We start from the raw sequence: 15,111 nt of genomic DNA, 5'->3' as shown, positions 1-15,111 counted from the left end.
ATCAGAAGACGATGTCACCGATGTTGGAGCTGGTGCGGCAGATCAGGGACGGTGGGGTTTATCCGTTCGAGCCGGCCTTCTCCGGCGGGCAGGGCGTGCGCGCCCGGCTCGGGCAGGACGACGTGCTGATGTTGAGCACCAGCAACTATCTGGGGTTGGCGGGGCATCCGGAGATCACCGAGGCGATGAAGGCCGCGATGGACCGATTCGGTTCGGGCAGTTGCGGTTCCCGGCTGATCAACGGGACGACGGTGCTGCATCTCGAATTGGAACAGCGGCTGGCGGCCTGGATGGGCACCGAGGCCGCGGTGGCGTTCAGTTCGGGCTATATGGCCAACCTCGGCACGATCTCGGCGATGTGCGACTCCGAAACGGCGGTCATTACCGACCAGTTCAATCACATGAGCATCGTGGACGCGTGCAGGTTGTCCGGCGGCCGCGTCAAGCTCTTCCCACACAACTCGACGAGCAAGCTGGCCGGCATTCTCGAGCGCAATCACGACGCGGCCAAGCGCTTCATCGTGGTCGACGGCGTCTACTCGATGGACGGCGACCTCGCCCCGCTCGCGGAGATCAGCAAGCTGGCCGGGGATCACGACGCCGTGCTGATGGTGGACGAGGCGCACGGCATCGGTGTGATGGGCGCCGCCGGCCGGGGTGCGTGCGAACATTTCGGCGTTCGCCCGGACCTGGTCATGGGGACGTTCAGCAAATCGCTGGCCGGGGTCGGCGCGTTCGTCGCGGGGGACGCCGATGTCATCGACTACATCCGGCACGCGGCGCGCACCTACACCTTCAACACCAGCCTGCCCGCGGTCACGATCGCGGGGGTGCTGACGGCGCTGGATCTGGTGCAGCGCGAACCCTGGCGGCTGGAAAAGCTGTGGGACAACACGAATCGGTTCAAAGCCGGACTGGTCCGCCTCGGATTCGACGTCATGAACAGCGTGACGCCGATCGTGCCCATTCATATCGGTGACGAGATGACCGCACTGCGCATGGCCAAGGACCTGCTCGACCGCGGTGTCTACGTCTTCACCGCCATGTTCCCGGGCGTCCCGAAAGGCAGCTGCCGATTCCGGGCCACGTTGACGGCGGCGATGCAGCCCGCGGACGTCGACTTCGCGCTCGACGCGCTCCGCGAGGTCGCGGCCGCGCACAACCTGTTCCGCTGAACAACTCATCGCACGAGGGGAGAGACAGATGCGGTCGACACCGGAATCTGGAAAGACGGCCATCGCGATCGTCGGGCTGGGGGCGCTGTACCCGGGGGCGCGCACTGTCCACGAATTCTGGAACAACATCGTCGCCGGGGTGGACTCGGTGACCGATATCCCGGACACGCACTGGTCGGTGGCCGATCATTACGACCCGGATCCGGCGGCGCCGGACAAGACCTACAGCAAGCGTGGCGGATTCATTCCGCCGGTCGAGTTCGATCCGCTGGAGTTCGGTCTGCCGCCGAACACACTCGAGGTCACCGGGGTGCTGCAACTGCTCAGCCTGCTGGTGGCCAAGCAGACGCTGGCCGATGCCGGCTGTCTGGACTCCGATCGATTCGACGGGTCGCGCATCGGAGTGATTCTCGGTGTCACGGGAGCGAATTCGCTCATCTATCCGCTGGCGACGCGTCTCCAGACTCCGGTTGTCGAGCAGGCGGTCCGCGCGTGCGGGCTGTCCCGGCAGGACGCCGAGGCGGTCGCCGCGAAGTTCGCGGCAGCGTTCGCGCCCTGGCAGGAGAACTCGTTCCCCGGGCTGCTCGGCAATGTGGTCGCCGGGCGCATCGCCAACCGGTTCGATCTCGGCGGCACCAACTGCACGGTGGACGCCGCCTGCGCCAGCTCGCTGGCGGCGGTCCGGATGGCGGTCGACGAACTGCAGTCGGGCCGAGCGGATTTGATGATCACCGGTGGCTGCGACGCCGACAACACGATCCTCATGTACCTGTGCTTCTCCAAGACGCCCGCGTTCTCCAAGCGCGGCCGGGTCCGGCCGTTCGACGAGGGCGGCGACGGCACCCTGATCGGTGAGGGGATCGGGATGCTCGCGCTCAAGCGGCTCGCCGATGCCGAACGCGATGGGGACCGGATCTATGCCGTGCTGCGCGGTATCGGTTCCTCCAGCGACGGCCGGCACAAAAGCATTTACGCACCCCGTGGGGAAGGACAGATGGTCGCGTTGGGGCGGGCCTACGCGGATGCCGGGTTCGGTCCGGGCGAGGTCGGTCTGCTGGAGGCGCACGGCACCGGGACACCGGTCGGGGACCTGACCGAGGTGACCGCGCTGCGTTCGGTCTACGCGGACGCCGGTCGGCGCAGTGTCGCGATCGGCAGCGTGAAGTCCCAGATCGGGCATACCAAGGCGGCGGCGGGTGCGGCCGGTTTGATCAAGCTTGCGCTGAGCCTGCATCACAAGGTGCTGCCGCCGACGATCAACGTGGAAAAGCCCAGGGCGGCACTGCACTTCGAGGATGGGCCGTTCTATGTCAACACCGAGAGCAGTCCGTGGATCGCTCAGCCGCAGCGGCCGGTGCGCCGGGCGGGGGTCTCCTCGTTCGGGTTCGGCGGCACCAACTTTCATTGCGTGCTGGAGGAATACGGCGCGGCGGCGGGGCCGGGACATGCGACGGCTCAGATCTCTCTGTGGCACGCGCGCGACGTGGCAGAACTGGTGTCCGCGCTCGACGGTCCTCCGCATGAGGGTCCTGTCCCCGCGGAGCACGCGCGGCTGGCGATCGTGGCCCGGGGGCCGGGTGAACTGGCGAAGCTGCGGGGCGAGGCGATAGCGAAACTGTCTGCCGAAGCCGTGGGCGAGGCGTTCGACCTGCCGTCGGGGGTGTACTACCGTCGCCGCGCGCGATCGAACGGACGGGTCGCGGCGCTGTTCGCGGGTCAGGGTAGCCAGTACGCCGGGATGGGCCGGGCCGCCGCGCTGGCCGTGCCGCAGGTTCAGGCGGCGTTCGACCGCGCCGCGGCCGAGTTCGCCGGCGCCGAACCGCTCGGGCCGGTGGTGTTCCCGCCCTCGGCGTTCGACGAGGAAACGCGGGCCGCGCAGGCGGATGCCTTGCGCCGCACGGACTTCGCGCAACCGGCCATCGCGGCGATCTCGGCGGGACAGTTCCGCTATCTCGCCGATCTCGGATTCGTTCCCGACGGTGCGCTCGGGCACAGTTTCGGCGAACTGAGTGCGCTGTGGGCGGCGGGCGGGCTCGATGACGGTGCGCTGTTCCGGTTGGCCCGGGCGCGGGGTGAAGCCATGGCGCGGCGGCCGGTAGCACTGTCCGACCCGGGTGCGATGGCGGTCGTGCACGCGGATCGGGGACGGGTCGAGGAACTGCTCGCGGACGCCACGGATGTCTACCTCTGCAATCTGAATGCCCCGAACCAAGTGGTGGTCGGCGGCGGCAGCGCGGCGGTGGGCGAGTTCATCGCACGGTGTGCCGCGAAAGGTGTTGGCGCCAAACCATTGCCGGTTGCCGCCGCGTTCCACACCCGGTACGTCGAGCACGCCGCCGAAGAGTTCGCGGCGGCTGTGGCGGGCACGGAGATCCGCGAGCTCGGGTTCCCGGTCTACGCCGACACCGAGGGTGCGGAGTACGGCGCGGACCCGGTGCGCAATCGGCGAGTGCTCACCGAGCAATTGCGACATCCGGTGGCCTTCGCACCGCGACTGGCGCAAATGTATGACGAGGGTTTCCGAACCTTCGTGGAGTTCGGGCCCAAATCCGTCCTGACGGGTCTGGCCGGCCAGACCTTCGCCGACCACGCCGATGTCGTCGTGCTCGCCGCGGACCCGGGTCCCGGACAGGACAGCGATCTCGCCCTCAAACGGCTCGCCGCCCGGCTGGCCGTGCTCGGCCTGCCGCTGACGGGATTCCCTCCCGCCCAGCCGGATTCGGGCATTCAGAAAACCAAGAAAGGAATGGTGATCACGTTGACCGGAGTCAATCACGTTCCGCCGCACCGCGAGCGGGCGTACCAAGAAGCACTGACCGACGGCTACACCGCCGCTGACGCGGCACCGCCGATCGACGCGAGCTCGGCGCGCCGGATAGCCGTCGAACACCTGGCCTCCCACCGCGAGTACCTGGCCAGCCAGTCGCGGGTGGCCGAGCAGATCGTCGCGATCCTGCGCGACGAAAGCCGAAACGGCATGCGCGACTCGGTAATCGCCGGCATCAACGCGATCGCCGACCACAGCCGCACAATCGGACGCAGCCACACCCAGGCCGGCGAGGTGGTGCGCAGCATGGTTCATCTCGAAGCGGGCGTCATGTTGCCACCGGTCGAATCGGAAGGACCGGCGATGGTGACGCCGCCCCTCCGGAACGAGGTCTACCTGCCGAGGACGGCCCCAGAAATGATGCCTCCGGCAATAGTGACTCCAGCGGCGATAGCGTCGCCAACTGTCGTTCCCAACGCGATCACTCCGGCAAAGGTGGATCCCGCGGCAGGGGTTGCGGTCGCTCCGGCTGAGGTTGCTCCGGCGGCGCATCCAGGCTTGTTCGCGCCAGCAGGGGTGGTTCCAGTGGCAGAGGGGTCGGTGCCGTTCGCACCGACTGGGGTTGCTCCGGCGGCTGTTGCTCCAGGCGTGTTCGCGCCGGGAGGGGCTGTTTCAGCGGTCGGGGGTCCAGTGGTGGTTGCATCAGCAGGCGTAGCTTCAGGTGGGAACGCTCCGGATGCAATGGTTCCCGCGGCAGGCGCCGCAGTGGCGGTCGCTCCGGCGGCGGATGCTGCTCAGCCGGTTGGCACGGCCGAGTTTGGCGTGTCGCCCCCACCGCGCGGGTCGGGGATGGAACCGCGCTTGACATCGGGCGGTTCGGTGGCTGGTTCGGGAGCGATGGACGCCACGGTTGTGCGTGGGCAGTTGCTTGAAATCGTCTCTGCGAAGACCGGTTACCCGGTGGATACGCTCGAGGGCGATATGGAGATCGAGGCCGATCTCGGGATCGATTCGATCAAGCGGGTCGAGATCATGGGGGCGTTGCGGGAACGGTTCCCGGCCGCCGCGGTCGCGGATGCCGACGAGCTGGCGGAGCTGCGTGTCCTGGACAACATCGTGGACTTCGTAGTCGGCGGTCAGGAGGCTGATGTCCACCCAAAAGGTGAGAGCGGACTCGGTATCGCGCGTCGGCACGTGCGACCGAGCCCGCTTCCCGCGGTGGATCGTCTGGACCAGCCCTTCCGCCAGCAGCCGGTGGCATTGCTGGCGGGGGAAGGTTCGGACCTGCTCGAGCGGATGGACGCGGTACTGACCGCACACGGCTGGACCGTCCACCGGGACGAGGAGATACCCGAGACACTGGATCTCGTCCTGTACGTGCCGGGTCATCCGGCCGACTTCCACGGGGCCGCAAGGCAACTGCGCGAAGCGGTGCTGCTGGCCGCCCGCACCCAGCGCGCATTGCAATCGGCGGCCCGCACCGGCAGGTCCGCGTTCATCACGCTCACCAGTGCCGCCGGAACCGACCTCGCCTCCGCCGCGCTGAGCGGTGTGTGCGGCCTGGTGAAGACCCTGGCGATCGAAGCGCCGGCGCTGTTCTGCCGCGCGATCGAACTCGGTCACGGCATGGACCCCGCGACAGCGGCAGAGCTGACCGTAACCGAAATACACGATGCGCGAACTGATCTCGCCGTCGTCCGCTACAACCGCACCGGCGCGCGCTACACGGATGTCCTGAGCGACGAACCACCGCTGAGTCCACCGGCCGCAGCGCACGGGACCGCCGATCCGCACCGCGCGGAGCTCGCCTCGGCTCACTTGCGGGTCGCGGAGTGTGATGCTGCCGATCCACAGGTCGCGGAGTTCGGGGCGGGCGATCTGCTGGTGATCACTGGGGGTGGGCGGGGGGTGACCGCGGCGTGTGCGGTTGCGGTTGCGCGGCGGTGGCGGTGTGGGGTGTTGCTGCTGGGGCGGTCGGAAAGTGTTGGGGTGGAGGAGATTTCGGGGACGTTGGCGGAGTTGGGGCGGATCGGGGTTGAGGCTCGTTATCTGAGGGTTGATGTCACTGATGGGGCAGCGGTTGCGGGGGTGCTCGGGCCTTATCGGGGGCGGATTACCGGGATTGTGCACGGTGCCGGGGTTCTTGCTGATCAGTTGATCGTCAATAAGCGTGCGAGGGATGTCGACCGGGTGCTCGGGGCCAAATTGCTCGGTCTGTATTGGGTGCTGGCGGCGACTGATCAGGAGCGGGTGCGGCACATTTTGTTGTTCTCTTCTGTGGCTGGGTTTTTCGGGAACAAGGGGCAGGTCGACTATGCGGTGGCCAATGAGGCGCTGAACGGTGTCGCGGTTGCGTTGAAGCGGGCGCGGCCTGATTCGAGAGTTACGGCGATCAACTGGGGTGCGTGGAACGGAGGCATGGTCACCCCGGAGTTGGCCAAGATGTTCGAGACGCGTGGTGTGCCGCTGATTCCGGTTGGCGTCGGGGCGAGGATGTGCGCTGAGCAATTCGCTCGGGAGCGGGGTCACGACACCGTGTGCGTGATCGGTCCGTCCACTCCGCTGTCGGGATCGCGACCAAAGCGTCTGTCCGGCAAGGATGTAACGGTGGTTCGCGATCTTTCCGCGATCGCGCGCGACCCGATCCTCGCCGATCATTGTGTGAACGGGAAGCCGGTGCTGCCCGCTTCGGCGGCGCTGGGCGCGATTCTCGATATCGTCGGCCAGGTCCGGCCGGGGCGGCCAGTGGCTCGGCTGACGGAATTCACAGTGTGCAAAGGCGTTGTGTTCGATCGCGACCAGCCGGCCGCCCTCTCCGTGGCGATTTCGGGGGATCAGGTGCGCGTGCTCGACGAGCAGGGCCGGCCTCGGTATCAGGCTGTGATCGGGGAGCAGCCCGCACCGGAACCGTGCGGCACCAGCATGCCGCCATGGGACAGCGGGCAGCCGATCGATCCGTACGCAGCGGGTGAACTGTTCCACGGCCCAGGTCTGCGCGGCATCCGCCGTCAGCTCACCGACACCGTATTCGTCTGTGCCCTAAAGGATGTCAACATCCCTGGCTGGTCCACATCGACGTACAGTCCCGTACTGGCTGACCTGCTGTTGCAGGTTCCCCTGGTGTGGGCCCATCGCAGCCTGGGCATCGCCACCTTGCCGAGCAGGATCGGCGAAATCGAGATTCACCGGTCATTGCCCGACGACGCCCCTTTCGTCGTATCGCTCGAGGACACCCGGCGCACAGAAAGCGGCGCGCGGTGCTCGGCGATCGCAAGAGATACCGACGGCAACGTCCTGCTGGTATTCCGGGAAATCGAGCTCGTTACCCGCCCGGCCGGAATACTCGCGGACCGCCGGCTGCGCCTCCCCGCCCCGCCCTACCTGATGATCTCCCGGGTCACCGAACTGCGCGCCGAGGCCGGGAAACTCGAACCAGCAAGCATCACCGTCGAATACGACGTCCCCGCGGACGCCTGGTTCGCGGTGGACGGCAGGGCGTCCTTCGGCCCCACCCTGGAGATCGCGCAGGCGACACTTGTCCTGCTCGGCTACCAGGGGATCGAGGAGCGCACCGGCGGTGAGCGACGGTTCCGGCTGCTGGGTGGCAGCGCCACCTTCTTCGAAGGGTTGCCCCGGACCGGTGAGACGTTGCGCTACCACGTCGAGATCACCCGGTTCGTCTGGCAGGGCGCGCTGCCGCTGATCTTCTTCCAGTGCGACGGCTATCGCGGCGACACCCTGTTTCTCCAGATGCGTGACGGCTGTGCGGGCTTGTTCACCGATGCGGAACTGGCCGAGCCGATGGGCGTCCTCGACGCCGAGCGGCCCGAGCCGAGCACCGGATCCGCCTTCACACCGCTGGCGCGGTCCGAGCGAACCAGCCTGTCGCCCAACGATATCGAACGTCTCACCGCGGGCGACGCCACGGTATTCGGGGCGGCTTACGCCTCCGACGGCCACAACCCGTCGATCCGTTTGCCCGGCGGCGATCTCCTCGCGCTGGACCAGGTGCACGAGATCGACCGGACCGGTGGTCCCGCCGGACTCGGGCGACTTGTTGCGACGCAACGGGTTACGCCCGACGCGTGGTACTTCGCCTGCCACTTCCCCGGCGACCCGGTGCTGCCGGGCACCATGATGATGGAAGGCGCCGCACAACTGATCCAGATCTACGCCATGTACCTGGGGCTCCATCTGGTGTTCCCGGACGCCGAGTTCCAGCCGGCGCTCGAACACCGCATCCACTGCCGGCTGCGCGGCCAAGTCACCCCGGCGGACCGCGAACTCCGCTACGTCGCCGAGATCACCTCGATCACCATGCTGCCCAGACCCACCGTCATCGCCGACATCACCGTCTACGACGGCGACATGCCGATCCTGAGCCTGCGCGACCTCGGCATCCAGGTGCGCGAGAAGCCGGGAACTCCGTATCGGATCGAACGCGACGGCCGGCCGAGCCGATTTCTGGGGCGGCGCAGCCACCTCGGCGAACCGACCGTGGCCGGCGAACTGCACATGGCCCATCTGGCGCAGGGCGACCTGGGTCTGGCGATGGGGACGGAGTTCGACGTCTACCAGGGCCGCCGGGCGCCGCGAATTCCGAACGGGGACTTCTGTTTTCTGCACCGCCTGGTGGAGTTCACCGGCGCGCACGGCCAGTCGAGCGGGACGCGGATGATCACCGAGTACGACTCGCCGCCGGACGCCTGGTACTACACCGGCAACCCGGGAATGCCCTATTGCGTCCTGATGGAGACCTCGCTCCAGTCCGCGGTGCTCACCGGCTATTACCTCGGCGCGAGCCTGCTCACCCCGGAGGAGGACCTGGTGATCCGCAATCTCGACGGCCGGGCCGTCCTGCTCGGCCGGCCCGATCTGCGGGGCCGCACCATCCGCCAGGAGTCCGAGCTGCTGTCGACGCATCGGACCGCGGGCGCGATTCTCCAGTCCTTCCGCTATCGGCTCTCCGCCGACGGGGCGGTGTTCTACGAGGGGGAATCCCTGTTCGGGTACTTCAACGATCAGGCGCTGGCGAAGCAATCCGGTTTGGACGGCGGCCGAAAGGTGTTGCCCTGGTTGACGACCGCCGCCGCGACCGCCGAACGGATCACGGTCGGCGGCGCGGGCCGATTCGACCTGATCGACGACGTCGAGATCGTCCGGGACGGCGGCCGATACGGGCTGGGCTATCTGCGCGGGCGGCGGCGCATCGACGCCGGTGACTGGTTCTTCCCGCTGCACTTCCACGGCGATCCCGTCATGCCGGGCTCGCTCGGCGTCGAGACGGTTCTGCAAGCGCTGCGTCTCTTCTTGCGGCACACCGAACCTGCCGACCCCGGGTCTTCGGAGTTCGTCCTGCCGGTCGACGTCCCGTTCACCTGGCGCTACCGGGGCCAGATTCTGCCGTCCGACCGCGAACTCGTCTTCGACTTCCACGTCAAGGAGATCCGGCGCGAGCAGGGACGCACCGTGCTCATCGCCGACGCGAACCTGTGGAACAACGACCTGCGCATCTACGAATTCACCGATATCGCAGTGGGGGAGGAAAGCACATGACCCGGAGCATCGAAATCGATGACGTGCAACGGCTATTGACCGATCTGGAGCACCCCGTCCATGTCGTGCGGGACACCGGCGGCATCGGCGTGACCGCCGCCCCCGAGCCGGGGCAGCACGTCCTGGCCTCGGCCGGGCCGCTGTCGCCGGAGAACCTGGGCTCGCACGATTTCCGCCGAGCCCACGGCGTCCGGACGGCCTACATGGCCGGCGGCATGGCGAACGGCATCTCCTCGGTGGAGCTGGTCGTCGCCGCTGCCCGGGCCGGATTCCTCGGGGCATTCGGCGCCGGTGGTCTCGCGCCGGATCGGGTGGAGGCCGCGGTGCAACGGCTGGCGGCCGAGATCCCCGGTACGCCGTATGCCGTCAACCTGCTCAACACACCCCACGAACCGGCGCTGGAACGCGCGGTCGTCGACCTGTGCCTGCGCTACGGGGTGCGTTGCGTCGAGGCCTCGGCCTACCTCGAGCTGACCCCGGAACTGGTGCGCTACCGCCTCAACGGTCTACGCCGGAGTCCTGGCGGCCGGGCGCACGCGGCGAACCGGGTGATCGCGAAGGTGTCCCGGCCCGAGGTTTGCCGGCAGTTCCTGCTACCCGCCCCCGAGCCGATGGTGGCCGAGCTGGTCGCACGCGGACAGGTGACCGCCGAGCAGGCGGACCTGTCGCGGGCGATGCCGATGGCCGACGACATCACCGTCGAGTCGGACTCCGCCGGTCACACCGACCGCCGGCCGTTGTCGGCGCTGCTGCCGGTGCTGCGCCGGCTGCGGGACGACGTGCGCCGGCAGCGGCCCGAGCTCCCCTCGGTCCGGCTGGGCGCGGCCGGCGGCATCGGTACCCCGCAGGCGGTCGCGGCGGCCTTCGCGCTCGGCGCGGACTATGTGGTGACCGGGTCGGTCAACCAGGCCTGTGTGGAAGCGGGAACCGCCGCGGTGACTCGCCGGATGCTCGCCGCCGCCGGTATCAGCGATTTCGACATGGCGCCCTCGGGCTACCTGTTCGAGCTCGGCGCGCAGGTGCAGGTGTTGAAGAGCGGCACCATGTTTCCCCAGCGCGCCCGCAAACTGCGGCAGCTCTACGAAACCTGCCCGGGCATCGACGATCTGCCCGACGCGGACCGGATCTGGCTGGAGCGCAAGGTGTTCCGTCGCCCGGTCGGCGAGGTCTGGGACGAGGTCGTCGCCTTCTTCGGCACTCGTGACCCCGCGCAGATCCAGCGGGCCGTCGACGATCCGAAGCGCCGGATGGCGCTGATGTTCCGGTGGTATCTGGGACTGTCGTCCCGGTGGGCGATCGCGGGCGACCCCGACCGGCGCGCCGACTACCAGGTGTGGGCCGGGCCCGCGCTGGGGGCCTTCAACGAGTGGGTGCGCGGAACCTACCTCGCGGCGCCGGAGAATCGGAGCGTCACCGACGTGGCGCATCACCTCCTGCGCGGCGCCGCGATCAGCACCCGCATTCATCAGATCGAATGCGCCGGGCCCCGGTTCCCGTCCGAATACGCCGACTACCGGCCGACGCCGCTGTCCTGAGCGGTTCGCCGAATGTGGTGCGCGGGACCACGTTCGGCGAACCTGCGGGCCAACTCGGTGCGGGAGCGCACGCCGAGCTTGCGATACACCTGGGTGAGGTGCATCTCCACGGTCTTGGTACTCAGGAACAGCGCCCCGGCGGTCTCCCGATTGGTCGCCCCGTTCGCCACGGTCAAGGCGACCTGCAACTCCTGCGGAGTCAGCGACGGGGCGTCCGGCGCCGCGGTGGGCAGGTTCTTCGCACCTGTCGCCCGCAATTCGGCCAGGGCGCGGGCGGCCCAGAGCCGGGCGCCCATCCCCGCCAAAGCGGTCCAGGCAGCGCGCAACCGGGTGCGGGCGGCGGCCGGCCGGCCGTGCCTGCGCAGCCATTCACCCCAGGAGAGCAGGGTTCGCGCCGCGTCGAGCGCCAGGCCGGCGGCGGTGTAGCAGTCGACGGCGTATCCGAAGAGTTTCTCGGCCTCGTCGGCGTCTTCGCAGACCAGCGCGCGCAGCCGGGCCAATCCCGCGGCCTGCCCGGGCAATTCGGCCGCGATCTCGGTGGCCAGGGTCCGGTCCAGCGCGGCGGCCAGCGCCGGCGGCAACTGAGCGACGCCCTTGAGCTGCGCCTCGGCGATATCCACGGCCACCGGCAAGCTCAGCAGCACCGCCGAGGAGCACTGCTGAAAATCGCCGACGGCCATGGCGTGTTCGAGGGCCGCGTCGCCGTTCCCGAGCGAGAACTCCAGGGTCGCAAGAGCTTCGGCGATATAGCGACCCGAGGTGCTCCCCATCGCTGCGCCCAGGTCGCGGGCGGCGGCGGCAGCCTCGCGGCATTCGGTCTCCTCACCCCGCAGCGCCCGCACGAATGCCACTACGGACGCGCCGCGATAGTGCCACAGCGGATTTCCGGTTTCCAGGCCCAGCCGCGCCGATTCCTCGGCGGCCGCGTACGCCGCGTCCAACTGCCCGGTCCGCGCCTCGGCCACCGCGGCGACGTGCAGCGCGTACGGCAGCATGCCCAGTTCCGTCTCGGCTCGCATGCGCTCCACGATCGGATCGAGAATCCCCTTGGCGGCCAGCGGAAGTCCGATCCGGACCAGTTCGTGCGCGGCGTGGATCGCGTGCCGGCCGGACAACCCGGCGCCCCCCAGCAGCTCCGGGGTGCCGACGGCGTCGGCGAGCAGCCGCGCGCCGCGCTCGGGATCACCGCAGGCGAGCACGCCGACCCCGGCCAGCAGCCGGGCCAGCCCGGTCAGGGCCGGGTGCCGGCAACCCCAGCTCTCGGTCGCCAAGGCGAGTTCGGCGGCGGCGGCGAAGTCGTCGCCGACGTAGGCGGCGAGCACGGCGTCGAGCTGATGCTGCATGGCCACCTCGAGGTCCAGCGGCCGATAGTGCGCGGCCGATTCGGCGAGCAGCCGGCGCGCGCTGCCCGTATGCCCGAGGAACAGCTCGATGCCGCCGAGCACACATTTGGTTTCGGCGAGCTCCGCCCCTGCCGTCCCCACGATTCCCGCTGGTGCGACCAGATCGCGAGCGCGGGCGAACTCCCCGGCCTGCCAGGCCGCGCCGGCCGCCTGGAACCGGCACCGGGCATACCGGGACCGATCGGAGGACAACTCGGCGGCGCGTTCGTAGGTGTGCGAGGCGAGGTGGAAGGCGCGCTTGTCGCGCATGCCGTCGGCCATGCGCTCCAGTTCGCCGGCGATGCGCTCGTCCCGGCCGAGGACCGATTCGGCCAGATGCCAGGCGCGGCGTTCCGGGCAGGCGGAATCGGCCAGCGCCGCGGCCAGCGCGCCGTGCGCCGCGCGGATCTGGGCCGAGGAGGCCTGTTCCACGACCGCCGAGCGGATCAGCGGATGGGCGAACACGACTCGGCCCGCCTCGAAGCTGACCAGGCCGTCGTGATCCAAACCGGCTGCGGCACTGTCCGCCAGGCCGAGACCGGCCGCGGCCCGCTTGATCACGTCGACGTCGGTGTCGGTCAGCGCCGCCAGCAGCAGCGCGGCCCGCCCGCCGGGATCGAGCGCGGCCAGCCGCGGCGCGAACAGCGCGGTCGTGGCCCGGCCGACCGGCAGCGGATCCGGCGGCGGCGCCGTCCCGGCCAGCACCGCCGGATCGAGTAGCCGGGCGAGTTCGATCAGCGCCAGCGGATTGCCCGCGGTGCCCGCCACCAGCTGTTCGGCCACGCCGGGTGCGATCGGCTGCCCGCTGTGCGCGGTCACCAGCTCGGCGGTGGCGCGCACATCCAGCCCGGGCAGTTCGACGCGCTCCCACGGCGGGATCGGTGCCGTGGTGCTCAGAATGATCGCGATGCCCTCGCGGTCGAGCCGGCGGGCCGCGAACAGCACCGCCTCCGCCGAGGCCTCGTCCATCCAGTGAAAGTCGTCCAGGGCGAGCAGGATCGGCTGTCGTTCGGCCACCATGGTCAGCAATCCCAGGGTAGCCGCGGCGATGACGAACCGGTCGCCGGCGACCGCCGGTCCCAGCGCGAGCGAACCCTTCAGCGCCGCCGCCTGCACCGGCGGCAGCTCGTCGATCTCCGATTCCCACGGCCGCAACAGTGCCGACAACCCGGCGAAGGGCAATCCGCGCTCGGCCTCGGCCGCACGCACCTGGCGGATACGCAGCCCGGCGGCCTGGCGCACGGCGAAGTCGATCAGCGCGGTCTTGCCCACCCCGGGTTCCCCCGACACCACCACGACACCGCTGCGCCCCCGCCGCGCCCGCTCGATCAGGTCGAGCAAGCGCGTGGCCTCGGCCGCTCTGCCCAGCAACATGGTGTCCCCCAGACGAATTCGGGCCGAGGCCGGACGGGCTATCCGGCGCCGAGCACGGTGACCAGCTGGTCGATGTGCTCGGCGGTGTGGTCGGCCGACATGAACAACCGGATCCTGGCCGCGCCTTCGGCGACCGACGGATAACCCAGGGGAGCGGCGTAGATACCGGCCGCGAGCAGACGCCCCGAGGTCGCCATCGCCCGGTCCTCCGCGCCGAGAATGACCGGGATGATCGCGGTTCCGGCACTCACCCCGGTATCCCAGCCGTCCGCGCGCAAGGCCGACGCCATCGTCGCGGCGTTGCCGTGCAGGCGGGTCAGGCGGTCCGGCTCGGCCACCATCACGTCGAAGGCGGCGATCGCGGCCGCGATCTGCGCGGGCGTCGGGGCCGCCGAGAACAGCGAAACCCCTTGGGCGAGCGTCTTGATCGCCGCGATCAGCTCGGCGTCGCCGGCCAGGAATCCACCGCAGCTCGCCAAGGATTTCGACAGCGTGCCCATCCAGAGGTCCACCGTGTCCGCGGCGAGGCCGAAATGTTCCCGCACGCCGAATCCCTGATCGCCGAGCACGCCGAACGAGTGCGCCTCGTCCACCATGATCAGGCAGTCGTGCTTGCGCGCGACCGCGATCAACTCCGGGAGCCGGGCCACGTCGCCGTCCATGCTGTACGCGCCCTCGACGACGACCAGCACCCGCCCGAAACTGCCGCGGGACCGGACCAGCAACCGATCCAGCGCGTCGGGGTCGTTGTGCGCGAAGGTGGCTCGCCGGCACCCGGCCCAGCGGGTGCCGGAGACGATGCTGCTGTGTACCAGCGCGTCACAGGCGGCCAGGTCGCCCGGTCCCAGCAGAAACGGGAGCAGGCCGGCGTTGGTGAGGTATCCGCTCGCGGTGATCACCGCGTCGCCGGTCCCGTAGGCGCCGGCGAGGCGACGTTCCAGGTCCGCGTACAGCGGAATCTCGCCCGCCACCGCACGACTGGCCGATGCCGAGGTGCCGTAGACGTCGATCGCCTGCTTCGCGGCGGAGGTGACCCGCGGATCCCCGGCCAGCCCGAGATAGTTGTATCCCGAGAAGTTCACCACCTCGCCGCCGAGCATGCCCGTCGTGGCACCGTTGACGCCGGTGTGCGGCAGGAAGAACGGGTTCGGCAGACCGCGATCGGCGAACGCGGCGGTCGCCCGGCCGCGCAGGGCCAGGGCCGCACGGATTTCCGGGTGGTCGTCCAGGCCCCGGCCGCCCGGTGGACGGACCGGCTCCAAGGCCGGTTTGGCGTGTCTGGACAGCAGGTCACGGGCCAGACTTTTCGCGTCGACAACCAT

The 15,111-nt window shown here is 69.3% G+C and carries 5 protein-coding genes; 3 read left to right on the top strand and 2 right to left on the bottom strand.

Annotation, left to right across the window (positions count from 1 at the left end):
* Window positions 1-11: 11 nt before the first annotated feature.
* Genes AB0M14_RS33770 through AB0M14_RS33760 form a run of 3 tightly spaced genes read left to right on the top strand, consistent with a single transcriptional unit; the run spans window position 12 to window position 11,033 of the window.
* Window positions 12-1,175 carry a pyridoxal phosphate-dependent aminotransferase family protein gene (locus AB0M14_RS33770; protein ID WP_365002813.1) on the top strand — a complete coding sequence of 388 codons (1,164 nt, stop codon included), beginning with the start codon at window positions 12-14 and terminating at the stop codon, window positions 1,173-1,175.
* Between the two features lie 28 nt (window positions 1,176-1,203).
* Window positions 1,204-9,498 carry an SDR family NAD(P)-dependent oxidoreductase gene (locus AB0M14_RS33765; RefSeq protein WP_365002810.1) on the top strand — a complete coding sequence of 2,765 codons (8,295 nt, stop codon included), beginning with the start codon at window positions 1,204-1,206 and terminating at the stop codon, window positions 9,496-9,498.
* A complete protein-coding gene (locus tag AB0M14_RS33760) occupies window positions 9,495-11,033 on the top strand; it encodes a PfaD family polyunsaturated fatty acid/polyketide biosynthesis protein (protein ID WP_365002807.1) in 1,539 nt (512 codons plus the stop codon). The genes AB0M14_RS33765 and AB0M14_RS33760 overlap by 4 nt, the downstream gene beginning before the upstream one ends.
* Here AB0M14_RS33760 and AB0M14_RS33755 read toward each other — a convergent pair.
* Complete coding sequence (locus AB0M14_RS33755; RefSeq protein WP_365002804.1) at window positions 11,009-13,789, bottom strand: LuxR family transcriptional regulator; 2,781 nt, start codon at window positions 13,787-13,789, stop codon at window positions 11,009-11,011. The two genes, AB0M14_RS33760 and AB0M14_RS33755, sit on opposite strands and share 25 nt — an antisense overlap.
* A gap of 38 nt (window positions 13,790-13,827) precedes the next feature.
* A complete protein-coding gene (locus AB0M14_RS33750; protein ID WP_365002801.1) occupies window positions 13,828-15,111 on the bottom strand; it encodes an aminotransferase class I/II-fold pyridoxal phosphate-dependent enzyme in 1,284 nt (427 codons plus the stop codon).

It is taken from the genome of Nocardia sp. NPDC051832, from assembly GCF_040681285.1.
GTDB lineage: Bacteria > Actinomycetota > Actinomycetes > Mycobacteriales > Mycobacteriaceae > Nocardia.
The sequence above is the reverse complement of the archived record's forward strand: the minus strand, read 5'-3'. Positions and strand labels throughout refer to the sequence as shown.